A 21,331-nucleotide genomic window follows, 5' to 3' on the forward strand; every position below is an offset into this window, starting at 1 on the left:
CGGATTTGGCCAAGGCCATGCGGGGCATGGACTTGGCGAAATGCGCGGCTGCGTCGGAGCGAAGATGTTATATGAAATCATATAACATCTTCGCGAAAGAATACTGCCCGCATCAGCGGGCAGTAGATCGGTACCGGTTTATTGCGGCGCTTTGGGGTTGTTGGACAAGCCCCAGACGTAAGCGGTCAACAGATGCACCTTGCCTTCACCCAGGAAGTCTTTCCAGGCCGGCATCTGGTTGTTGCGGCCGTTGGTGATGGTTTCGATGATGGTTTTCTCGCTGCCGCCGTACAGCCAGTTGTTGTCGGTCAGGTTGGGCGCGCCCAGCTGCGGGTTGCCCTTGCCGTCCGGACCGTGGCAGGCGATACAGACCGTGGCGAAGGTTTCCTTGCCGCGCGCGGCGCGCTCCGCGTCATGCTTGCGCTTGGACAGCGACAGCACGTAGTTGGCCACGTCCTTGACCTTTTCCTCGCCGAACGCCGCGCCCCAGGCCGGCATCTGGCCGTGACGGCCTTCGGAGATGGTGGTGTGGATGGTCTTGATGTCGCCGCCCCACAGCCACTTGTTGTCGGTCAGGTTGGGGAAGCCCTTGGCGCCGCGGGCGTCGGAGCCGTGGCACTGCACGCAGTAGGTCTGGAACAGGCGCTTGCCCATTTCCTGAGCCTTGGGGTCGGCGGCCACGGCCTTGACGTCCTGCTTCAGGAATTGGTCGTACAGCGGCTGATACTTGGCTTCCGCTTGCGCGCGCTCCTTCTTGTACTGGTCTACCGAGGTCCAGCCGAACACGCCCTTCCAGGTGCCGAGGCCCGGGTACAGGATCAGGTAGACCACGGCGAAGGCCAGGGTCACGTAGAACATCAGCATCCACCAGCGCGGCAGCGGGTGGTTGTACTCGGAGAGGTCGCCGTCCCACACGTGGCCGGTGATCTCAACCTGTTCGCCCTTTTGCACCTTGATCTTGGATTGCGAAAACACCAGATAGGTCAGCCAGACGAGGCCGCCCAGCACGATCGCGGTGATCCAGATGTTCCAGAATTCGCTCACGAAATCACTCATTTTTTTGCTCCGTTGGAAGCTTGGTCTTGTTCCGCTTCCTGCACCTTGTCGTCGTCGAGGAAGGGCAGGTTGGCCGCGTCCTCATACCGGTTCTTGGAGCGCTTGCTGTAGGCGATGCCCAGCACCACGATGAAGAATGCAAAGCACACTACCGTGAACAGCGAGCGTCCGATGGTTACCCAGTCCATGGCTTAACGAACGTTCTTCAAGGCAAGGCCCAGGCCTTGCAGGTAAGCGACCAGCACGTCCATTTCCGACTTGCCTTCCACCTGGGCCTTGGCCTCGGCGATGTCTTTGTCGGTATAGGGAACGCCCACCAGGCGCAGCGCCTTCATCTTGGTCGGCACGATGTCGGCGTCGGCCAGATTCTTGGCCAGCCACGGGAAGGCCGGCATATTGGACTCGGGAACCACGTCGCGCGGGTTGATCAGGTGCACGCGGTGCCATTCGTCGGAGTAGCGGGCGCCCACGCGGGCCAGGTCAGGACCGGTGCGCTTGGAGCCCCACAGGAAGGGGTGGTCGTACACCGACTCGCCGGCCACGGAGTAGTGGCCGTAGCGTTCGGTTTCGGCGCGGAACGGACGGATCATCTGGGTGTGGCAGGTGTGGCAGCCTTCGCGGATGTAGATGTCGCGGCCTGCCAGCTGCACGGCGGTGTAGGGCTTGACGCCCGCCACCGGCTGAGTGGTCGATTTCTGGAAGGCCAGCGGCAGGATTTCCACCAGGCCGGCCACGCTGACGACCAGCAGGGTGAACACGATCAGATAGCCGACGTGTTCTTCGATCAGTTTTTGTATCTTATCCATGATGTTTCCTTGCGCCTCAATGAGCGTGGGCGGTGATGGCCGGGATCTTGGCGTCTACGGCACGGCCCGCGGTTACGGTGCGGAAGGTGTTGTAGGCCATCAGGAACATGCCGAGCAGGTACAGGAAGCCGCCGAGCAGACGCACGAAGTGGTACGGATAGGTGGCCTTGACCGCCTCGACGAAGGCGTAGGTCAGGGTGCCGTCCGGGTTCAGCGCGCGCCACATCAGGCCCTGGGTCACGCCGGAAATCCACAGCGCGGCGATGTACAGCACCACGCCGACGGTGGCGAGCCAGAAGTGAGCCTCGACCAGCTTCAGGCTGATCATGGATTCGCGGCCGAACAGGCGCGGAATCAGGTAGTACATGGAACCGATGGTGATGAAGCCCACCCAGCCCAGCGCGCCGGAGTGCACGTGGCCGATGGTCCAGTCGGTGTAGTGGGACAAGGCGTTGACGGTCTTGATCGACATCATCGGGCCTTCGAAGGTGGACATGCCGTAGAAGGACAGCGACACCACCAGGAACTTCAGCACTGGGTCGGTGCGCAGCTTATGCCAGGCGCCCGACAGGGTCATGATGCCGTTGATCATGCCGCCCCAGCTCGGAGCCAGCAGCACCAGGGAGAACACCATGCCCACGGACTGGGTCCAGTCGGGCAGGCTGGTGTAGTGCAGGTGGTGAGGACCCGCCCACATATAGGTGAAGATCAGCGCCCAGAAGTGGACCACGGACAGGCGGTAGGAGTAAACCGGACGGCCGGCCTGTTTCGGGATGAAGTAGTACATCATGCCCAGGAAGGCGGCGGTCAGGAAGAAGCCCACGGCGTTGTGGCCGTACCACCATTGCACCATGGCGTCCACGGCGCCGGAGTAGGCGGAGTAGGATTTCCACAGCGACACCGGCACGAAGGCGGAGTTGACGATGTGCAGCAAGGCCACGGCCAGGATGAAGGCGCCGTAGAACCAGTTGGCCACGTAGATGTGCTTGACCTTGCGGATGGCGATGGTGCCGAAGAAAACGATGGCGTAAACAACCCAGATCACCGCGATCAGCAGTTTGATCGGCCATTCCAGTTCGGCGTATTCCTTGCTGGTGGTCAGGCCCAGCGGCAAGGTGATGGCGGCCAGCACGATCACCAGCTGCCAGCCCCAGAAGGTGAAGGCGGCGAGCTTGTCGGAGATCAGCCGGACGTTACAGGTACGCTGCACCACGTAGTAGGAGGTGGCGAACAGGCCGCAGCCGCCGAAGGCGAAGATGACCGCATTGGTGTGCAGCGGGCGCAGGCGGCCGAAGTGGAACCAGGGGCCGAAGTTCAATTCGGGCCAGACCAGTTGGGCCGCAATGATGACGCCCACCAACATGCCGACAATGCCCCACACGACGGTCATGATGGCAAATTGGCGCACCACCTTATAGTTATAAGTGGATTGCGTTTCCATTTAGGGTTTTCTCCAAGGTTGCTAACTCAGAACGTGACATATCTAATCGGCGGCTTGAAGTCCGGGATACTGTCCCCATCTGTACTGATGTGACTGTATCCAGACGAAGCCGCAGGGAAAACGACTTTTATTAAAATCAAGCGCTTGACCCAGATCGCAGCGGTACTGATGTCTGTATTAGCAGTTCATCCCGTATTGCGACAGCGCAATTTCCCCATTTAGTTAACCCGGCATTCTAAATCAATTACCCATATCGGGCCAGTTTGGACGGCCGGGGGATGTCGCTTTCCCATTTGTCTTTATTTATGTCTCAAGCGAGCGTGACAGTTCTTGCAAATACTGTTGCTACTGACCGAGATTGTATTGTCTGGCGGCCCAGCCTTCTTGACCTGGATCAAGATGTCATAAAACGCAGCGTTTCCCCGCGGCAAGTGCTAAAATCAGAAGGTTTTGCAACGATTGCAGGCAGATCATGACCGTTTCCGTCCGCTACACCCTATGTCCCTGCGCCCCGGAGGCGCATCTTTTCGAGGTCGTCCTGACCGTTTCCCGGCCCGCCAAGAATGGCCAGATTTTCTCGTTGCCGGCTTGGATTCCGGGCAGTTACATGATCCGGGAGTTCTCCAAGCATATTGTGGAGATTCGCGCGGAATCCGCGGGAAAAGCGGTTCAGCTGGTCCAGCTGACAAAAAACAGCTGGCAAGCCGCGCCAGTCAAGGGCGCGCTGGTTCTGCGCTATAAAGTTTATGCGTTTGATCTGTCGGTGCGCGGCGCCTATCTGGACGCTCAGCGCGGCTTCTACAACGGCACCAGCGTTTTCCTGGCGGTGGACGGCTATGAAAACGAGGCTTGCGCGGTGGACATCCTGCCGCCGGAGGGCAAGGCCTACGCCGACTGGAAAGTGGCGACCAGCCTGCCGACGCGCGGCGCGGACAAGAAAACCGGCTTCGGCGGCTACCAGGCCGCTTCCTACGACGAACTGATCGACCACCCGGTGGAACTGGGCGCCTTCGAGCGCGTCAGCTTCAAAGCCTGCGGTGTGCCGCACGAATTCGTCGTCTCCGGCCGCTTCCGCGCCGATCTCAAGCGTCTGGCGCGCGACGCCAAGAAAATCTGCGAATACCAGATCAAGCTGTTCGGAGAGCCGGCGCCGTTCGAGCGCTACGTGTTCATGCTCTTCGTCGGCAAGGACGTTTACGGCGGCCTGGAGCATCGCGCCTCCACCGCGCTGGTGGCCAACCGCGACGATCTGCCGCAGCAGGGCGTCGAGGAAATCGGCGACGGCTACCTGAAGCTGCTGGGCCTGATCAGCCACGAATATTTCCACAGCTGGAACGTCAAGCGGATGAAGCCGGCGGCGTTCACGCCCTACGACCTGAACCAGGAAGGCTATACCCGTTTGCTGTGGGCCTTCGAGGGCATCACCTCTTATTACGACGACCTGAGCCTGGTGCGCTGCGGCCTGATAGACGAGAAGCGCTATCTGGGCCTGCTGGCGGAAACCATCAGCGGCGTCGAGCGCGGCGCCGGCCGCTTGAAGCAGACGCTGGAGCAATCCAGTTTCGAAGCGTGGACCAAGTATTACCGGCAAGACGAAAACAGCCCCAACAGCATCGTCAGCTATTACACCAAGGGCGCGCTGGCCGCGCTGGCGCTGGACCTGACCATACGCCGCGACAGCCAGGGCCGTCAGTCGCTGGACGACGTGATGCGCGCGCTGTGGCGCAAATGGCTGGACGACGGCAAGGGCCTGGCCGAGGACGAGTGGGAAAGCCAGGCGCAGGCCGCCACCGGCCTGGACCTCAAGGCCTTCTTCGAGCGCGCGCTGCGCGGCGTCGAGCCCTTGCCGCTGGCCGAGCTGCTGGCGGGCCAGGGCGTTGAGCTGCGCTTCGAGCCGGCCGCCAACGCCGGCGATCGCGGCGGCCTGGCGCTGAGCGGCAAGCCGGCTCCGGCCAGCCTGGGCGTCAAGGCGGTGGCCGAGGCCCAGGGCGTGCGCGTGATCAACGTCTACGACGGCGGCGCGGCGCAGCGAGCCGGCCTGTCCGGCGGCGACGTGATCGTGGCCGTGGACAAGCTCAAGGCCGTGGACCTGGACAAGGCGCTGGCGCGTTACCAGCCGGGCGAAAAGCTGAAATTGCACTGGTTCCGCCGCGACGAGCTGATCAGCGCGCAAGTGGAGCTGCAAGCCGCGCCGGCCGACGCCTGCCGCCTGCTGTTGCAGGACGGCGGCGCCCGCTGGCTGCGTCGCTAACATTCATCGGGACGGCGCCGCGTTCCGGCGCCGCCCCCCTCCAGCCAAGACCGGCGCAGCCGGCATCGAAGGAGACGTAGACATGGCTCAACAGCCGCAAGTCAAGTATCGCAACGATTACGCAGCCCCCGCTTTTCTGATCGACCGGGTCGATCTGAGCTTCGACATCGAAGACGACGCCACCCGCGTGCACGCGCGCCTGGTGGTGACCCGCAACGACAAGGCCGCGCGCCGGGACGATCTGGTGCTGGACGGCAGCGCCGCGCTGGTGGCGGTGACGCTGGACGGCGAACGCCTGGACGAGGGCGGCTACGCGCTGGCCAACGAGCAACTGACCGTGCGCGGCGTGCCGGACAGCTTCATCCTGGAGGTGGAGACCGAGATCGACCCGGTGGCCAATACCAGCCTGATGGGCTTGTACGCGTCCAACGGCAATCTGTTCACCCAGTGCGAGCCGGAAGGCTTCCGCAAGATCACCTATTACCTGGACCGTCCCGACGTGATGGCCAAGTTCACCACCACCATCATGGCCGACAAGCACAAATTCCCGGTGCTGCTCTCCAACGGCAACAAGGTGGGCGAAGGCATGGTGGACAAGAAGCGCCACTGGGTGAAATGGGTGGACCCGTACAAGAAGCCGTCCTATCTGTTCGCGCTGGTGGCGGGCAAGCTGACGGCGCTGAAGGACAAGTTCGTCACCATGCGCGGCCGCGAAGTGGCGCTGGAAATCTGGACCGAGCCGGCAGATCAGGACAAGACCCAGCACGCGATGGAGTCCTTGAAGCATTCGATGAAGTGGGACGAGCAGCGCTTCGGCCTGGAATACGACCTGGACATCTATATGATCGTCGCCGTCGGCGACTTCAATATGGGGGCGATGGAGAACAAGGGCCTCAACGTCTTCAACACCAAGTACGTGCTGGCGCGCAAGGACACCGCCACCGACGCCGACTTCCAGGGCGTGGAGCGGGTGATCGGCCACGAATACTTCCACAACTGGACCGGCAACCGCGTCACCTGCCGCGACTGGTTCCAGCTGTCGCTGAAAGAAGGCCTGACCGTGTTCCGCGACCAGGAGTTCGGCGCCGACATGAGCAGCCGCGCGGTCAAGCGCATCGAGGACGTCAAGGGCCTGCGCGCTCACCAGTTCCCGGAGGACGCGGGCCCCACCTCGCACCCTATCCGCCCGGACAGCTATATCGAGATGAACAACTTCTACACCATGACGGTGTATGAAAAAGGCGCGGAAGTGGTGCGCATGTATCACACCTTGCTGGGCGAGGCCGGCTTCCGCAAGGGCATGGACCTGTATTTCAAACGCCACGACGGCCAGGCGGTGACCTGCGACGACTTCCGCGCGGCGATGGCCGACGCCAACGACGTGGACCTGGGCCAGTTCGGCCTGTGGTACAGCCAGGCCGGCACCCCGGTGCTCAGCGTCGGCGGCCGTTACGACAGCGTGGCGCGGAGCTATACGCTGAACGTGCGCCAATCCTGCCCGGCCACGCCGGGCCAGGAAGGGAAACAACCCTTCCACATCCCGCTGGCGCTGGGCCTGGTGGGCGCCGACGGCGCCGACCTGCCGCTGCAACTGGAGGGCGAGGCCGAGGCGCAGGGCGGCACCCGGGTGCTGGACGTCAAGGCGGCGGAGCAGAGCTTCACCTTCGTCGGCGTGCCGGCCGAACCGGTGCCTTCGCTGTTGCGCGGCTTCTCCGCGCCGGTGAAGCTGGACTTCGATTGGCGCGACGACCAGCTGGCCTTCCTGATGGCCAACGACAGCGACAGCTTCAGCCGCTGGGAAGCCGGCCAGACCTTGGCCGAGCGCCTGTTCAAGCAGTTGTTGGCGACGCTGGCCGCAGGCGGCGAGCTGAAGCTGCCGGAGACCTTCGTCGCCGCCTTCCGCGCGGTGCTCAAGGACCATGTCGCCGATCCGGCGTTCAAGGCCCTGATGCTGGCCCTGCCGTCCGAGGCGGAAATCCTGGAGATGGTGGAGACGGCCGATCCGGCGAACATCCATCTGGTGCGCGACTTCGTGCTGGACGAACTGGCGCAGGCGCTGCGCGGCGAATGGCGCGAGGCGTACGAATTGAGCCAGACCCGCGATTACAAGCCGCAGGACGCCGGCAAGCGCGACCTGAAAAACCGCGCGCTGGCGATGCTGAACCGCCTGGACGACGCCTGGCCGGCGGAGGCCGCCGCCAAGCAGTGCCGGGAGGCGGACAATATGACCGACCAGATGGGCGCGATGCTGGCCTTGCGCGATCGCGACGGCGCCGAGCGCGACGATTGCTTCACCGCCTTCGCCGCCCGCTGGCAGGGCGACGCGCTGGTGATGGACAAGTTCTTCATGCTGGTGGCCAGCAGCCAGCTGCCGGGCACGCTGGAGCATGTGCAGGCGGCGATGCAGCATCCGGCCTTCACCTTGAAGAACCCCAACAAGGCGCGCGCGCTGATCGGCACCTTCGGCGCCAATATGGCCTTGTTCCACGCCGCCGACGGCAGCGGCTACCGCTTCCTCGCCGACCAGGTGCTGGCGCTGGACGCGATCAATCCGCAAGTGGCCAGCCGCATCGTCAACGCCTTCCGCCGGCTGAAGAAGCTGGAGCCGGCGCGTCAGGCGCTGATGCGCGAGCAATTGCAGCGCCTGGCCGGACAGCAGCTGTCCAAGGACGTGTACGAGATCGTGTCCAAGATCTTGGAAGCTTGAGCCGCTTCGCGCTCAACACAAAGCCCCGGCGGAAACCGGGGCTTTTTTCATGGCTGGCGAGACTTACTCTACGCGCAGCCGCTGTCCGCCCTGGCCGCCCTGTTTCTTCGGCAGCGTCAGGCTGAGCACGCCGTTTTCGTACTTGGCGCTGGCCGCGTTGCGTTCGATCTCCGCCGGCAGCTGGAAGCTGCGCGACACCGCGCCGTAAAAACGCTCGCTGCGCAGTAGGCGTTCGTCCTTGCGCTCGCTGTCCGTCTGGCGCACTTCCGCCTTGATGGTGACCAGCGGGCCGTCCACTTCCACGTGGATATCCTCTTTGCCGACGCCGGGGATCTCCGCGTGAACGGTGAACTGGGTTTCGGATTCCTTGACGTCGATCTTGATCTGGCTGGGCAGCGGATCGCCGTGCAGCGGTTTGATGAAGAAGCCGGGGGTGAAGTCGCGGAACAGTTCGTCAAACAGGCTAACATTGCCGCGGGAAGGCAGGATGTTCATCTTACTCTCCTTTTTGATCAATGGTTTAGGTGCGTAACGGGCCCTGTTGTCGATATAGGGACGCCGCGCCGATTCTCAAGCCCCCGCGAGGGAGGAATTCGGCGCGATTCACGCCGGCCAGTCCGATGGGACAGGCCGCAGCCACAGGCCGGCGAAATCGGTCCAGCCGTTTTCGCTCATTTGCAGGCCGGCCAGTTGCGGGCTGGCCTGATGGCCCTGGCGCTCATGCGACAGCGGCAGCACCCAGCCTTCCGCGCACAGCCAGTCGCCGATGGCGGCGTATCCGGCCATGCGCCGCCGGGTGTCTGCTTGGCGCTGGATGTCCCGCAACTGCGCGTTCAGCCGCGCCTGCGTCGCCGCGTCCAGTCCGCGCTGCAACGGTTGCCGGGTGCCCAGCCATTCGTGGCAGCTGTAGTCGCGGTCGTCGTGCAGCACCTCGCTGCACAGCATCAGATCGGCTTGCCGCCACCAGTTCTGGTCGTGAAAGAAATCGCGTCGGCTGAGGGCGTGGATTTCCAGTTCGATGGACAGGCCGGCCAGCCGCTGACGGATGGCGGCGGCCAGCGGCGGGAAACTGGGCAGGTCGTAATGGAACAGGCGCAGGCGGGCGCGGTCGAGCCGGGGTCGACGCTCGGCTTGCGGCAAGGGATGGCGCCAGCCCGGCAGCAGGCCCGCCGCCGGCGTCTGCAAGGCGTCGTGGGCCTGAACCAGCGCGGGCTCCGCCAGCCAGCGCATCAGCGGCGCGCGCTCGCTCTCCGGCAGCGCCGGATTCAGCAGCAGATAGGTGCAGGCCGATTGCAGCGTGCCGTTGGCGTCGTCGCTGGCGTAGTCCAGGCGCAGATGGAAGTCCTGGCCGTCGTCGCCGGAGGGAATGAACCACAGTTCGATCTCGTCCAGCAGCGCCCGCTCACGGTAATGGGCGGCGAAGGCGGCCAGGCTCAGCCGCTGTTCGCTGTGACGCAGCGTCCGGAACGGTCCGCTGCCCACCGGCAGTCGGGCGAAATCGGCGCCGCGCCGCAGCGGGACGATGGAGCTGTTGGCGGTGGCCAGCCGCTGCGGCCACAGGAAATCGCCGTCGTCCAGGCTGCAGCTGAAGGACAGCGCGTCGTGGACCTCGACCGCGCTAAGGTGGCGGTATTGCCGCTGATAAGGATTGTCGGCCTCGCGCAGGCGCAGCAGGCTGGCGGCCGCGGCGTCGGCCTGCAAGGGCGAGCCGTCGTGGAACTGCAGGCCGGGGCGCAGCCAGAAGCGCCAGCGTCGAGCCTCGGCGTCGCTCTCCCAGTGGTGGGCCAGGCCGCCTTGCAGGCTTTGCAGCGCGCGGTCGAAGCGGCACAGGCGGTCGAATATCTGCCGCACCAGGTGGGATTCCAGCCGGCCGCTGACAGTGACCGGATCCAGGCTCAGCGGCGCATGCGGTATCGGAATGCGCAGACAGCGGCCCTGGGCGGCGCTGCCCAGGTATTGCGGCAGCGCGCTCAGCAGCTGCTCGCGCCGCTGCGGCGGCAATTGGGCGAAGGCCTGTTCCAGCTTGCCGTCGCGCAGCAAGTTCTGCAGGCGTTGCCACTCCGGCTGCTCCGGCGGGCAGAGCAGGCTGAGCCGCGATTTATGGCCGCGCCCCCGTCCCGGCTCCCAGTCCAGCCAGCCGCGGGCGCGCATCTTGGCCAGTTGCAGCCGGGCGTTGCGCTCGCTGCAGCTCCACAGCGCGCACAGCTCGGCCAGCCCCGGCTGGGCGGGCTGCCGGCCGGCGTAGGCCTGGTGCAGCGCCTGGTATTGCTGTTCCAGTTTCATGCTCGTTCCCGATTGAGGCCTTGGTTAAAAGCGGAAGTCGTTTTTCGCGTCGGCATCCATTTTTACATTCCGCTTTTAGCAGGATACTGGGGACATTCCCTGTTTGCATAGGCGTTGGAGCGATGCGCGAAAAAGAAATCCAGGTGCGCTGGCTGTTGGCCGGTTCCTGCTTGTTGACGATGAGCCGGGCGGTGATCGCTCCCTTGCTGGTGCTGACCCTGGGACGGCAGCTGAGCTTGAACGGCGAGCAGACCGGCCTGTTGCTGGGCGGGGTCTTGCTGCTGTCCGCGTTGATGGGCCTGTACGGCGGGCACTTGCTGGATCATTGGCCGCGACGGCCGGTGCTGCTGGGGGCTTCGGCGCTGATCGCGCTGAACTACCTGGTGCTGCCGCTGAGCCAGCAGCTGTGGTGGAGCGCGCTGGCCTTGGCGCTCAGCGAGATCGGCCAGGCGGTGCACGGCATCGCGATCAAGGCCATGATCAGCGACCTGCTGCCGCCGGAGCGGCGCGGCAAGGCCTTCTCGCTGCGCTACACCCTGGCCAATGTCGGCTGGGCGCTGGGGCCGCTGTTGTGCAGCCTGCTGCTGGTCTGGGACGGCGATTGGCCGTTCTGGTGCGCGATCGCCTTGGCCGTTGCTGGCGGCCTGGCGACGCCGCGCGGCGCCGACGCCCCGCGCCGCGAGACCGGCGCGCCGGCGCCGGGTTTTCTGGCGACGCTCGGCCGTTTGCGGCAAGACCGGGTGTTGGTGTTGTTCACCCTTAGCTGCGCCTTGGCCAATCTGGTGTACGCGCGCTTTTCCAGCTATCTGCCGCTGTATCTGATGCAGTCGCTGCCGGAGGCGGAGGTGCTGCGCTGGATGTCGGCGTTGATCAGCTGCAACGCGGTCGGCGTGATCTTGCTGCAATACCCGCTGGGCCGGCGTATCGGCCAGGCCGGCTTGATGAAGGCCATCGGCGCCGGCTTTCTATTGCTGGGGCTGGGCGTCTTGGGCTTGGGCTGGGCGCCCGGCGGGCTGTGGGGCATGTGCGCGGCGATGCTGGTGTTCACCGTGGGCGAGATCGTGCTGGTGCCGGCCGAATATCTGTACATAGACGCGATTGCGCCGGAGGACTGCAAGGGCGTCTACTACGGCGCGCAGAACCTGGCCAGCCTGGGCGGGGCGCTGGGGCCTATGTTGGCCGGCTGGGTGCTGGCCCGCGCGTCCGGCGGGGCCTTGTTCGCGGCGATGGCGGGCTTGTGCGCGCTGGCCTGGTGGCTGGCGCTGCGCGGCGGGGCCTTGCGGCAGGCGCGCAGCGGCGGCGGTTGGCGGGCTTCGGCCTTGAAGGTCTGAGAGCCTGTTCAAGGTCTCGCGGGATCGTGAACCGGTTCCGCGGCGGGGCGGGCTTTCTCTTTGGCGGCTTTTTTGTCATGATCAAGCGCTTGTTTGAATTGTCGCGCAGACGACGAAGCAGACGCCGATACGAGGAGAACGCATGGAAAAGCGCCAGCAGGACCGCTTTGTCGCGGTGGGCGACGAGCAGCTGTATCTGAAACGCATTTATTGCCGCGAGGACGGCCCGCCGGTGTTGCTGCTGCACGGGGTGATGGCCAACGGCCGCACTTTCTACAGCGATTCCGGCCGAGGCTTGGCCCATTACCTGGCCGAGGCCGGCTGCGATGTGTTCGTCGCCGACCTGCGCGGACGCGGCCGCAGCCTGCCCAAGATCAGCCGCGCCTCGCGCCACGGCCAGACCGAGACCATCTGCGAGGACCTGCCGGCGCTGCACCGCCACATCCGCGAACTCAAGGGCGGCGCGCCCCTGCACTGGATGGCCCATTCCTGGGGCGGCGTGCACATGTCCAGCTGTCTGATCCGTTTTCCGGAGCTGGCGCGGCAAGTGGCCAGCCTGGTCTATTTCGGCAGCAAGCGCAGCGTGCGGGTGAGCAATCTGAACAAGCTGGTGGAAGTGGACTTCATGTGGAATATCGCCTCGCGGGCGTTGATCCGCCTGTTCGGCTATCTGCCGGCGCGGCGCATCCGGCTGGGCGCGGACGACGAAAGCGACAAGAGCCATCTGCAAAGCAAGCTGTGGGCGCAGCCCAAGCCGTGGGTGGACAGCGACGACGGTTTCGACTACGGCGCAGCCGCCAGCCGCGCGCGCTTGCCGCCGGCCTTGTACTTCGCCGCCGGCAACGATCCCTGCCGCGGCCACCCGGAGGACGTGCGCCGGTTTCGCGACGAATCCGGCCCGCATCTGTCGCGGCTGCATCTGCTGTCCCGGCGCGCCGGCCACCTGCACGACTACGACCATGTGTCATTATTGACCCACCAGGATGCCATCCGGGACCATTTCCCACTGGTATTGGCATGGCTGCATGGGCGGCATGAGGAAGTCGTCGAAAATTACTGATAAACCGCATTCTCCTGGACGCGCGGCTGTGGTAGAAATCGCGGCTGGGAGAATGAACCATGACACAAGACTTTGAAGTTTCGCCCTATTTGCTGGGGCCCGTTATCGACAACCTTGCCGAACAGGGCTGGGTCGTGGACCGCAGCCTGTTCACCGTCGAAGAGATCCGCCTGCTGCGCGAGGAATGCCTGGCCAACTGGCAGCAGGGAAAATTCCACGAGGCCGCCGTCGGGCGCGCCGCGCAGCAGAACCGCCGCGGCGAAATCCGTTCCGACTCGGTGCTGTGGCTGGAGCCGGAGCAGGCGGATTCCGCCGCGTCCTTGTATTTCTCCAAGCTGGACGCCGTCCGTCAGGCGGTCAATCAGGCCTTTTACATGGGTCTGGAGGATTTGGAGTCCCATTTCGCCGTGTATCCGCAGGGCGCATTCTATAAAAAACACCTGGACCGCTTCCGCGACGACGACGCGCGCGCGCTGACCGCGGTGCTCTATCTGAACGACGACTGGCCGGCGGACGCCGGCGGCGAGATGCGCCTGTACCTGGACGAGGACGGCGAACGCCATGTCGACGTCAGGCCGGAGGCCGGCACCCTGGCGCTGTTCCTGTCCGACCGCTTCTGGCACGAGGTGTTGCCGGCCGGCCGGCAGCGTTTGTCCATCACCGGCTGGTTTCGCCGCCGGATGGCGACGGCGGCCGGCTGGTAGTCCGACGGGTCGTGCTAGAATCTTCGCCAAGGATTCCGCATACAAAGGACAGTGAAGATGTCAGGCAATACCATGGGGTTGTTGTTCACGGTGACTTCCTTCGGCGAAAGCCACGGCCCGGCCATCGGCTGCGTGGTGGACGGCTGCCCGCCGGGGCTGGAGATCTGCGAAGCCGACATCCAGGCGGAGCTGGACCGGCGCAAGCCCGGCACCAGCCGCCACGTGACGCAGCGCCGCGAGCCGGACAGCGTTGAAATCCTGTCCGGCGTGTACGAGGGCAAGACCACCGGCACGCCGATCGCGCTGCTGATCCGCAACACCGATCAGCGCAGCAAGGACTACGGCAATATCGCCGACACCTTCCGTCCCGGCCACGCCGATTACTGCTATTGGCACAAATACGGCATCCGCGACCCGCGCGGCGGCGGCCGTTCCTCCGCCCGCGAAACCGCGGTGCGGGTGGCCGCCGGCGCCATCGCCAAGAAATGGCTGAGCGAACGCTACGGCATCGTCATCCGCGGCCACATGAGCCAGATCGGCGAAGTCGCCATCCCGTTCAAGGGCTGGGAGCACGTGTCCGGCAATCCCTTCTTCGCCGCCGACCCCGAGGTGGTGCCGCAGCTGGAAAGCTATATGGACAGCGTGCGCAAGAGCCTGGACTCCATCGGCGCGCGGCTGCGGGTGGTGGCCGAGAACGTGCCGGTGGGCTGGGGCGAGCCGGTGTTCGACCGGCTGGACGCCGACATCGCCCACGCGATGATGAGCATCAACGCGGTCAAGGGCGTGGAAATCGGCGCCGGCTTCGGCTGCGTGACCCAGCGCGGCAGCGAGCACGGCGACGAACTGACGCCGCAGGGCTTCGCCAGCAATCACGCCGGCGGCGTGCTGGGCGGCATTTCCACCGGCCAGGACATCGAAGTGTCCATCGCCATCAAGCCGACGTCCTCCATCGCCCAGCCGCGCCGTTCCATCGACAAGCAGGGCCAGCCGCTGACGATGGAAACCCACGGCCGCCACGATCCCTGCGTCGGCATCCGCGCCACGCCTATCGCCGAGGCGATGCTGGCGCTGGTGTTGATCGACCACGCCTTGCGCCATCGCGCGCAATGCGGCGATGTTTCGGTAGATACTCCCAGAATTGCCGGCCGAATCGGCTAGACTGTAAACCGTAAGCCGGGACGACGCCGGCATATCCGGTAGGATGGAACATGCTGAAAAATCTGATCAGCGGCCTGACCGGCCGTATGAAGAAATCTTCGGACTCCTCCAGCGACGAACAGGTCGTGCCCGCGCCGTTCACCGAGCTGGCGCACGACTCGCCGGCCAGCCGGCAGCTGGAGAACGCGCCGCCGCTGGATTTGCCGCCCACCCTGGGCTTCGTCTCGCATCAGCCGGTGATGGACAGGCTGCAAAGGGTGGTGGCTTACGATTTCTTCGTGCGCCAGGGCAAGCGCAATATCGCCGCCGGCAAGCAGCAGGAATTCGACAGGCTGATGCTCAGCACGCTGCAGAATATGGACATTTTCCGCCTGCTGGCCTTCCGCCGCGCCTTTGTCCACATCTCCATCGACACCCTGGACGAGCCCATGTTGTCGAATATGCCGGCCAGCAGCGTGATCTTCGTGCTGGAGCCGTCGCAGACCGGCACGGTGTCCGAGGAGATGATCAGACAGCTGGACGCGCTCAAGCAAAAAGCGATGCGCTTCGCGCTGGAGCCGGCCGCCTACGATCCGGGCAGCCTGCCGGCCCATCTGCAGAACGACTTGTTCAGCCGCATGGACTTCATGATCCTGGACTTCGACGCGCCGTCGGCCAAGGTGCTGGAGCCCATCCTGGATCAATTGCCCAAGCGCTATCCCACCGTGCGCTGGATGGCGCGCAACGTCGGCACCGCCGAGGATTTGGACGTCTGTCTGCGCGGGCCGGGACACAATCGCTTCGCCTTGTTCCACGGTCCTTTCATCGCCACCGTGCGCGCGCTGGAGGGCGGCAAGGTGGACGCCAGCCAGACCCGGGTGCTGCAAATCATGCGCATGTTGCGCGCCAACGCCGAGGCCGCCGAGATCGAGACTCAGTTCAAGCTGGACTCGGTGCTGTTGTTCAAGCTGCTGCGTTTCATGAATTCGCCGGTGCACGGCCTGTCGCGCAAGGTGCAGACCATAGAGGAAACCTTGCTGCTGCTGGGGCGGGAAACCTTGTTCAAGTGGTTGTCCATGCTGCTGTTCACCGCGCGCAAGGACGACGGCACCGCGGTGTCGCTGCTGGAAAAATCGCTGATCCGCGCCCGCCTGCTGGAACGGATGGGCAGTTACCGCGGCAACCGGGTGGAGGCCGAGCATCTTTTCCTGACCGGCATGTTCTCTATGCTGGACGTTTTGCTGGGCACGCCTTTCCCCGACGTGCTGGACCCGTTGGAGCTGGCCACGCCGGTGCGCGAGGCGGTGGTGGAACACCGCGGCATGTTCGCGCCCTTCCTGGGGATGGCGCTGGCTTGCGAACAGGGCGACAGCGAACAGATCGAGGCGCTGGCCAAGGTGCTGGATTTCGAAGTCGAGCTGGTCAACCAGTACTATATGGACGCGGCGGTGTGGGCGCAGGTGGTGTTGCGCGACAGCGAGGTGCACAACAATGTGGAGGCGGTCTGAGAGGGCCTTAGCCGTCGTCTCGAGACCGTGAACGAGGCCGCGCCCCAGGGCGCGGCCTCGTGCTGTCCGCCGGCTTATTGCGAGCCGCCGCTTTGGCCTTGATTCTGCGCGGGCGCGTCGTCGGCGCCCGGCGCCGCGCGGCGCTCTCCCGGCGGTTCGCCATGGGGCGCGCCGGAGGGCGCCTTGCCCGGCTCCGCGCCGTGTTGCGGGCCGCCCGGGGCATGGCCGCCGCCTTGCGGGCCGCCTCCAGATCCTCCTCCGCCGGAACCGCCGCCGCCTTCATGTCCGCCGCCGCCGGAGCCGCCGCCATCATGTCCACCGCCGCCAGAGCCGCCGCCGCCACCGCCGGCCTGGCTGAACAGCGGGCCGTGGACAGGGGAGAAGGTCCACGCGGGCGCGGACAGCGAAGCGAGTGCGCAAACCAGCGCGGCCAGCAAGCTCAGACGTTTCATCGGGCAGCCTCCTTGAGCGATGGCCGGCCCGTCGTGAAGGCGGCGCCGGCGTGGATGGGGTCGGAACCCTTCAGCATAGCCGCCAAAGCATGACGCCGCCGCCGGCAGAGGAGAGCGGCCGGGCTCAGCCGCCTTTCAGCCCCAGCGCGTAGCGTATCGCTTCGCGCTTCAGCGGGCCGGCGTGATTGGCCAGACGCATCCCCAGCTTGCGCGCCAGCCGCAGCGGGGCGATGTCGTTGCCGAAGCCGTAGCAGAAGGCGTCCATTGCGGTCTGCATCGCCAGATTGGCCGGCTTGCGCGCGCGCTGGTAGCGCAGCAGCGCGTCGACGGCGGCGAAATCCCTGCCCTGGGCCGCGGCTTCCAGAATCACTTCCGCCAGCTTGGCCGCGTCCTGGAAGCCCAGGTTCACGCCCTGGCCGGCCAGCGGGTGGATGGTGTGGGCGGCGTCGCCCACCAGGGCCACGCCGTCCTTGACGTAGCGCTGCGCGTGGCGGCGGGTCAGCGCGAAGCTGCCCTTGGCGACGATGCGGCGGATATTGCCCAGCTTGCGCGGGAAGGCGGCGTGAAAGGCCGCGGCCAGCTCCGCCTCGTCCAGCGCCAGCAGGCGCTGGACTTCCGGCGGGCGGTGATACCAGACCAAGGAGCCGTATTGCCCCGTCAGCGGCAAGAAGGCTTGCGGGCCGGTGGGAGTGAAGCGCTGCCAGGTGATGTCCTGCTGGGTTTGCTCCTGCTCGCAGCAAGCCACCAGCGCGTGCATGGGGTAATCCCAGCTGGTGACGCCGATGCCGGCGGCGTCGCGCACCGAGGAGCGCGCGCCGTCGGCGGCGACCAGCAGGCGGGCGCTCAATTGGCGGCCGTCTTCCAATTCCACGCGCGAGGCCAGGGGCTGGTAGACGATGCGGCGGATCGCGGCCGGCGCCAGGTAGTCGATGTCCGGCTTGCGTTGCAGCGCCTGGGTGGCGGCCAGTTGCACCACCCGGTTCTCCACGATATGGCCGAGCGCCGCTTCGCCGGCCTCCTCGGCGGTGAACAGCGTGCCGTCGGCTTCCTCTCCCTCCCACACCTGCATGCGCAGATAGGGCGCCGCGCGCATGTCCAGCACTGCGTCCCAGGCGCCGATGCCGGCCAGAAAGCGGGCCGAGGCGGGGCTGATCGCCGAAACCCGCAGATCCGGCGGCTGGGCCGCGTCGAACGGGGTGGGCGGCGTCTGCTCCAGCACCGCAATGCTCAGGCCATGGCCGGACAGCGCGGCGGCCAGCGCCGAGCCCACCATGCCGCCGCCGACGATGAGAATATCGCTGTATTGCATAAATCCCTTTCCAATCGTTTGCCCGCGCTTTTCGCCGAGCGCCGGGTCGCGCGCCAGCATAGCCCAGGGGCGGGGCCGCGCGTCTTGGCCTGGATCAAGCCGTTTGCGGTTCCGCCGCCAGCAGCGCGCGCAGCCGCGGCACCACGTGCTGAACGAAGACTTCGTTCTTGCGCGGCAGCGGATGGCGGTAAGGATAGACCAGGAAGGCGGGCCAGCAGTCGTGGCTCCAGCCGGGCAGCGCCGGCACCAGCTGGCCGGTGGCGAGAAAGCTGCTGGCCACGTAGTGGGGCAGCAGCGCCAGGCCGCAGCCGGCCACCGCGCCGGAAACCAGCGGCGAATACTGATTGCAGCTGAGCACCGGCCGCACCGGCATGCGCACGTAGACGCCGTCTTTCTCCAGCGCCCATTCCACCGCCTCGCTGGGCGCCTTGCTGGAGTCGTACAGCACGCGGTGCAGGCACAAGTCTTCCGGGTGTTCCAGCCTGGGGGCCTGCGCCAGGTAGCCGGGCGAGGCGTAGACGGTTTCGCGCATGAAGCCCAGCGGCTTGGCCACCAGTCCGTCGTCGTAGACATTGCGCGTGCGCACGCAGAAGTCCAGCCCTTCCGCCACCGGGTCTTGCAGCCGGTTCTCCACTTGCAGCTGCATTTCCAGGCCCGGGTACTGGTTGGACAGTTCGGACAGGATGGGCACCAGCAGGAACTGGGCGAAGGCGGACGCGGAGCTGATCACCAGCGGCCCTTCCACGCAATCCTGCACATTGCCCACGTCGCCGCGCACCCGGTCCAGCATCTCGCGCAGCTGGCGCGCGTGCGTGGCCAGCCGTTGGCCGGCTTCGGTCAGCGCCACGCGTCGGGTGTTGCGCAGCACCAGCACCGCGCCCAGCTCCAGTTCCAGCTGCTTGACCAATTGGCTGACGCGGCTTTTGGCGCAGCCTAGCGCGTCGGCGGCCGCGGTGAAGCTGCCGTGGCGGGCCAGCGCGTCGAAGGCCAGCAACGCGTCCGGAGAGGGAGGGTGGTTTGTTTTCATTTCAGAACAGTGTGTGGGTATTTCACGGATTTTATTGTTTAGGCATGTAGATTAGCATGCTTGCGTGATCAATAGCAGAACAATTGGAGCGCATCATGGCATCGGGAGCCTGGAGGGGATGGAGCTGGTTCTGGGGGCGGCTGGGCCGCTGGTGGTGGCAGGGCATGCAAGCCCACGCGCGGCGCGCGCTGCGGGATGAAAGCGAGGCGCTGGAGCGGGCGCGCGCCGCGGCGGGCACCGGAGGGCGCTTGTGCGCGGAGCCGAGCGAATGCGGGCGGATCAAGCGGATGTTTCATTGAAAACGGCGGGTAGGCAGAGGAGTTTGGGATGATGGATACGCGAGCGGTGGTGACCGGCTTTTTGAATGAAGTGCGCTCCGGACGCAATCCGGACGCGGCGGGCGATTATCTGGCGCCTAAGGTGCTGGCGCATCAATTGGTGGCGGAGTCGCCGCATACGCTGGAACGCAGCCCGGCCGATTACGCCGCGCATGTGCGCGAGTTTTTGCGCGACTACGGCGTCTTCGAGCTGCGGGTGGACGAGCTGCTGGTGGACGGGGACAAGGCGTACGCGCGCTGGACCCAGACGGGGCGCGATCTGGCCGGCCGCGACGGCCGTCCGCCCAGCGGCGCGCCTTTGCGCCAGATCGGCAGCGCCTGCTACCGGGTGGCGGATGGGCGCATCGTCGAGTATTGGATACAGAGCAGCTGAGCGGTCGGTGCCGTTCGCATGGCGTGTGCTGAAGCTTTAACTTATTGTCATTGATTTGTGTTAATTGCCGGTCTATTAATATCGACTTTCAGTTTTATCAAACATGGCCGATATTGCATAAATATAATGACGGCCAAGATGACAATAAGGAGCTGTAAATGGGGATGCTTGGACGCAAGCGCCGACTGGCGCTTTGTCTGCTGTTGTTGACGGCCCAGGCTTGGGCGGAAGAGGCGGCGCCGGCCGAGGGCTCTCAGCCCAAGACGGTGATCAAGCTGCCGTTGAAGTTGAAGCCGGCGGCGCCCGACGCCCACAAGGCGGAGCCGGCCAAGCCGGCCGCGCCGGCGGCGGAACACAAGACCGAGGCCAAGCCCGCCGCCAAGGCGGAAGCCAAGCCCGAGGCGAAACACGCGGAAGCCAAGCCGGCCGAGGCCAAGCCCGCTGAAGCCAAGCCGCCGGAGAAATTGGAGCCGGCGGTGAAGATGGCGCCGCCGCCGGCGGCCAAGAATTTGAGCGAGCCCAGCCCGGAAGTGCATGCGCCGGTGAAAAAGCGCCGCGTGGCCAAGCCCAAGCGCAAGGCGGCTCCGGCCGAGCGCGGCGACGCGCACGCCGGCGCGCATCTCGCCTCCGAAGCCCAGCAAGTGCGCGGCGTGGTGGACGCCATCGTCGAAGCCAACGCCCGCTATATGAAGTCGCACGACAAGGCCTATTTCGAGCGATTCGCCGAGCATCAGAGCCCGCGCGCCACCGTGGTGACCTGCTCGGACTCCCGGGTGCAGACCAACGCTTTCCACGCCGACGCGGTCAACGATCTGTTCATGGTGCGCGACATCGGCAATCAACTGGCAACCGCCGAGGGCTCGGTGGAGTACGGGGTGAGGCATTTGCACACCCCCTTGCTGATCATCATCGGCCATGCCGCCTGCGGCGCGATCAAGGCCGCCTCCGGCGACTATGGCGCTCTGGAGCCGGCGATACGCAAAGAACTGGCCACCATAGACATTCCCAAGGGCATAGACCCCACCAACGGCGCGCTGCTGAACGTCAACAACCAGGTGGAAACCGCGATCATGACCTACGCCGGCGAAGTGGAGGCCGGCAAGCTGGCGGTGCTGGGCGCGTTCTACGACTTCCGCAACGATCTGAAGCAAGGCTACGGCAAGCTGGTGATCACCAATCTGAACGGCGAGACCGATCCGGCCAAGATCCGCGAAATGAGCCGCGCCGGCCAGTTCTTCAAATACAGTTTCATGAAATAGCGGCGCGCCGCTTTTCGCTTCCCCATGGCCGCCGTCAGGCGGCCATTCTATTTGCGCGGCGTCGGCGCGGTAGCGTCGCCGTTACAGCCGAGGCGCGCTCTTTTTTCTTCACGATTCCGGTTCGGACATTTTTTCTCCGCTTAATCCGTATTTGTTTGGCAATGCGCAAAAACGAATATCGTTTTTTCGCTTAGCATGGACTTATCAATGCCGCCGCTATGGTTTCGCGTTTGCGGGCGACAGGGTTTTTCTGCGTTGAAAGCGTATTGATGTAATGCGCTTGCTACAA

At 65.2% G+C, this 21,331-nt stretch carries 19 protein-coding genes; 10 read left to right on the forward strand and 9 right to left on the reverse strand.

Annotated features, from left to right (window positions below):
- Nucleotides 1–138: 138 nt before the first annotated feature.
- Genes ccoP through ccoN form a run of 4 tightly spaced genes read right to left on the reverse strand, consistent with a single transcriptional unit; the run spans nt 139 to nt 3,303 of the window.
- On the reverse strand, nt 139–1,056 hold the full coding sequence (gene ccoP, locus JW897_RS12560) for a cytochrome-c oxidase, cbb3-type subunit III (protein ID WP_048415632.1): 918 nt from the start codon (nt 1,054–1,056) through the stop codon (nt 139–141).
- Entirely contained in the window at nt 1,053–1,244 is a 192-nt protein-coding gene (locus JW897_RS12565; protein ID WP_019102682.1) for a cbb3-type cytochrome oxidase subunit 3, read from the reverse strand. Before JW897_RS12565 ends, ccoP begins: the two co-directional genes overlap by 4 nt.
- A 3-nt stretch (nt 1,245–1,247) precedes the next feature.
- Nucleotides 1,248–1,862, reverse strand: coding sequence for a cytochrome-c oxidase, cbb3-type subunit II (gene ccoO / locus JW897_RS12570; RefSeq protein ID WP_019102681.1), 615 nt, complete (start codon nt 1,860–1,862; stop codon nt 1,248–1,250).
- A 16-nt stretch (nt 1,863–1,878) separates the two neighbouring features.
- Nucleotides 1,879–3,303: a cytochrome-c oxidase, cbb3-type subunit I gene (ccoN, locus tag JW897_RS12575; RefSeq protein WP_048415631.1), complete on the reverse strand. Its 1,425-nt coding sequence runs from the start codon at nt 3,301–3,303 to the stop codon at nt 1,879–1,881.
- Between the two features lie 472 nt (nt 3,304–3,775).
- Between ccoN and JW897_RS12580 the strand changes: the two genes are divergently transcribed.
- Both JW897_RS12580 and pepN read left to right on the forward strand, forming a co-directional pair.
- A complete protein-coding gene (locus JW897_RS12580; protein ID WP_048415630.1) occupies nt 3,776–5,554 on the forward strand; it encodes a M61 family metallopeptidase in 1,779 nt (592 codons plus the stop codon).
- Nucleotides 5,555–5,636: 82 nt separating this feature from the next.
- On the forward strand, nt 5,637–8,261 hold the full coding sequence (gene pepN / locus JW897_RS12585) for an aminopeptidase N (protein ID WP_205466347.1): 2,625 nt from the start codon (nt 5,637–5,639) through the stop codon (nt 8,259–8,261).
- A 63-nt stretch (nt 8,262–8,324) separates the two neighbouring features.
- On the opposite strand, the gene JW897_RS12590 is transcribed toward pepN, so the two are convergent.
- Together JW897_RS12590 and JW897_RS12595 are read right to left on the reverse strand one after the other, a co-directional pair.
- Nucleotides 8,325–8,756: an Hsp20/alpha crystallin family protein gene (locus JW897_RS12590; RefSeq protein WP_048415628.1), complete on the reverse strand. Its 432-nt coding sequence runs from the start codon at nt 8,754–8,756 to the stop codon at nt 8,325–8,327.
- A gap of 108 nt (nt 8,757–8,864) precedes the next feature.
- A complete protein-coding gene (locus JW897_RS12595) occupies nt 8,865–10,544 on the reverse strand; it encodes an SgrR family transcriptional regulator (protein WP_205466348.1) in 1,680 nt (559 codons plus the stop codon).
- A gap of 122 nt (nt 10,545–10,666) precedes the next feature.
- Between JW897_RS12595 and JW897_RS12600 the strand changes: the two genes are divergently transcribed.
- From JW897_RS12600 to JW897_RS12620, 5 genes are all read left to right on the forward strand, one after another.
- Nucleotides 10,667–11,875: an MFS transporter gene (locus JW897_RS12600; RefSeq protein WP_205466349.1), complete on the forward strand. Its 1,209-nt coding sequence runs from the start codon at nt 10,667–10,669 to the stop codon at nt 11,873–11,875.
- 142 nt (nt 11,876–12,017) lie between these two features.
- Nucleotides 12,018–12,935 (forward strand): alpha/beta hydrolase family protein, encoded by a 918-nt coding sequence (locus JW897_RS12605; protein ID WP_205466350.1) that lies wholly within the window; start codon nt 12,018–12,020, stop codon nt 12,933–12,935.
- Between the two features lie 59 nt (nt 12,936–12,994).
- On the forward strand, nt 12,995–13,639 hold the full coding sequence (locus JW897_RS12610) for a 2OG-Fe(II) oxygenase (RefSeq protein ID WP_205466351.1): 645 nt from the start codon (nt 12,995–12,997) through the stop codon (nt 13,637–13,639).
- Nucleotides 13,640–13,696: 57 nt separating this feature from the next.
- The gene (gene aroC / locus JW897_RS12615; RefSeq protein WP_048415623.1) at nt 13,697–14,797 is read left to right on the forward strand and encodes a chorismate synthase; all 1,101 of its coding nucleotides are present in this window, start codon (nt 13,697–13,699) and stop codon (nt 14,795–14,797) included.
- Between the two features lie 50 nt (nt 14,798–14,847).
- Nucleotides 14,848–16,284 carry an EAL and HDOD domain-containing protein gene (locus tag JW897_RS12620; RefSeq protein WP_205466352.1) on the forward strand — a complete coding sequence of 479 codons (1,437 nt, stop codon included), beginning with the start codon at nt 14,848–14,850 and terminating at the stop codon, nt 16,282–16,284.
- 74 nt (nt 16,285–16,358) lie between these two features.
- On the opposite strand, the gene JW897_RS12625 is transcribed toward JW897_RS12620, so the two are convergent.
- The 3 genes from JW897_RS12625 to JW897_RS12635 all read right to left on the reverse strand — a co-directional run bounded on the left by JW897_RS12625 (nt 16,359) and on the right by JW897_RS12635 (nt 19,072).
- Nucleotides 16,359–16,736, reverse strand: coding sequence for a hypothetical protein (locus tag JW897_RS12625; RefSeq protein WP_205466353.1), 378 nt, complete (start codon nt 16,734–16,736; stop codon nt 16,359–16,361).
- 124 nt (nt 16,737–16,860) lie between these two features.
- Nucleotides 16,861–18,045 (reverse strand): FAD-dependent monooxygenase, encoded by a 1,185-nt coding sequence (locus tag JW897_RS12630; RefSeq protein ID WP_205466354.1) that lies wholly within the window; start codon nt 18,043–18,045, stop codon nt 16,861–16,863.
- Nucleotides 18,046–18,139: 94 nt separating this feature from the next.
- Nucleotides 18,140–19,072, reverse strand: coding sequence for a LysR family transcriptional regulator (locus JW897_RS12635; RefSeq protein ID WP_205466355.1), 933 nt, complete (start codon nt 19,070–19,072; stop codon nt 18,140–18,142).
- Nucleotides 19,073–19,167: 95 nt separating this feature from the next.
- Here JW897_RS12635 and JW897_RS12640 point away from each other — a divergent pair, with 95 nt between their 5' ends.
- The 3 genes from JW897_RS12640 to JW897_RS12650 all read left to right on the forward strand — a co-directional run bounded on the left by JW897_RS12640 (nt 19,168) and on the right by JW897_RS12650 (nt 21,042).
- Nucleotides 19,168–19,371, forward strand: a complete 204-nt coding sequence (locus JW897_RS12640) for a hypothetical protein (RefSeq protein ID WP_156187977.1) — start codon at nt 19,168–19,170, stop codon at nt 19,369–19,371.
- Nucleotides 19,372–19,399: 28 nt separating this feature from the next.
- Nucleotides 19,400–19,783, forward strand: a complete 384-nt coding sequence (locus tag JW897_RS12645) for an ester cyclase (RefSeq protein WP_205466356.1) — start codon at nt 19,400–19,402, stop codon at nt 19,781–19,783.
- A gap of 158 nt (nt 19,784–19,941) precedes the next feature.
- On the forward strand, nt 19,942–21,042 hold the full coding sequence (locus JW897_RS12650; RefSeq protein WP_240352186.1) for a carbonic anhydrase: 1,101 nt from the start codon (nt 19,942–19,944) through the stop codon (nt 21,040–21,042).
- Nucleotides 21,043–21,331: the final 289 nt, after the last annotated feature.

Source organism: Chromobacterium alkanivorans, from assembly GCF_016937655.1.
In the GTDB taxonomy this organism is placed as follows: domain Bacteria; phylum Pseudomonadota; class Gammaproteobacteria; order Burkholderiales; family Chromobacteriaceae; genus Chromobacterium; species Chromobacterium alkanivorans.

Coding starts and splice junctions, on each gene's coding strand:
- JW897_RS12580 (WP_048415630.1), top strand. CDS start 3,776: ATGACCGTTTCCGTCCGCTACACCCTATGTCCCTGCGCCCCGGAGGCG.
- JW897_RS12630 (WP_205466354.1), bottom strand. CDS start 18,045: ATGCAATACAGCGATATTCTCATCGTCGGCGGCGGCATGGTGGGCTCG.
- JW897_RS12650 (WP_240352186.1), top strand. CDS start 19,942: ATGGGGATGCTTGGACGCAAGCGCCGACTGGCGCTTTGTCTGCTGTTG.
- ccoO (WP_019102681.1), bottom strand. CDS start 1,862: ATGGATAAGATACAAAAACTGATCGAAGAACACGTCGGCTATCTGATC.
- JW897_RS12605 (WP_205466350.1), top strand. CDS start 12,018: ATGGAAAAGCGCCAGCAGGACCGCTTTGTCGCGGTGGGCGACGAGCAG.
- aroC (WP_048415623.1), top strand. CDS start 13,697: ATGTCAGGCAATACCATGGGGTTGTTGTTCACGGTGACTTCCTTCGGC.
- JW897_RS12625 (WP_205466353.1), bottom strand. CDS start 16,736: ATGAAACGTCTGAGCTTGCTGGCCGCGCTGGTTTGCGCACTCGCTTCG.
- JW897_RS12595 (WP_205466348.1), bottom strand. CDS start 10,544: ATGAAACTGGAACAGCAATACCAGGCGCTGCACCAGGCCTACGCCGGC.
- JW897_RS12640 (WP_156187977.1), top strand. CDS start 19,168: ATGGCATCGGGAGCCTGGAGGGGATGGAGCTGGTTCTGGGGGCGGCTG.
- JW897_RS12610 (WP_205466351.1), top strand. CDS start 12,995: ATGACACAAGACTTTGAAGTTTCGCCCTATTTGCTGGGGCCCGTTATC.
- JW897_RS12635 (WP_205466355.1), bottom strand. CDS start 19,072: ATGAAAACAAACCACCCTCCCTCTCCGGACGCGTTGCTGGCCTTCGAC.
- JW897_RS12590 (WP_048415628.1), bottom strand. CDS start 8,756: ATGAACATCCTGCCTTCCCGCGGCAATGTTAGCCTGTTTGACGAACTG.
- ccoN (WP_048415631.1), bottom strand. CDS start 3,303: ATGGAAACGCAATCCACTTATAACTATAAGGTGGTGCGCCAATTTGCC.
- ccoP (WP_048415632.1), bottom strand. CDS start 1,056: ATGAGTGATTTCGTGAGCGAATTCTGGAACATCTGGATCACCGCGATC.
- JW897_RS12620 (WP_205466352.1), top strand. CDS start 14,848: ATGCTGAAAAATCTGATCAGCGGCCTGACCGGCCGTATGAAGAAATCT.
- pepN (WP_205466347.1), top strand. CDS start 5,637: ATGGCTCAACAGCCGCAAGTCAAGTATCGCAACGATTACGCAGCCCCC.
- JW897_RS12600 (WP_205466349.1), top strand. CDS start 10,667: ATGCGCGAAAAAGAAATCCAGGTGCGCTGGCTGTTGGCCGGTTCCTGC.
- JW897_RS12565 (WP_019102682.1), bottom strand. CDS start 1,244: ATGGACTGGGTAACCATCGGACGCTCGCTGTTCACGGTAGTGTGCTTT.
- JW897_RS12645 (WP_205466356.1), top strand. CDS start 19,400: ATGATGGATACGCGAGCGGTGGTGACCGGCTTTTTGAATGAAGTGCGC.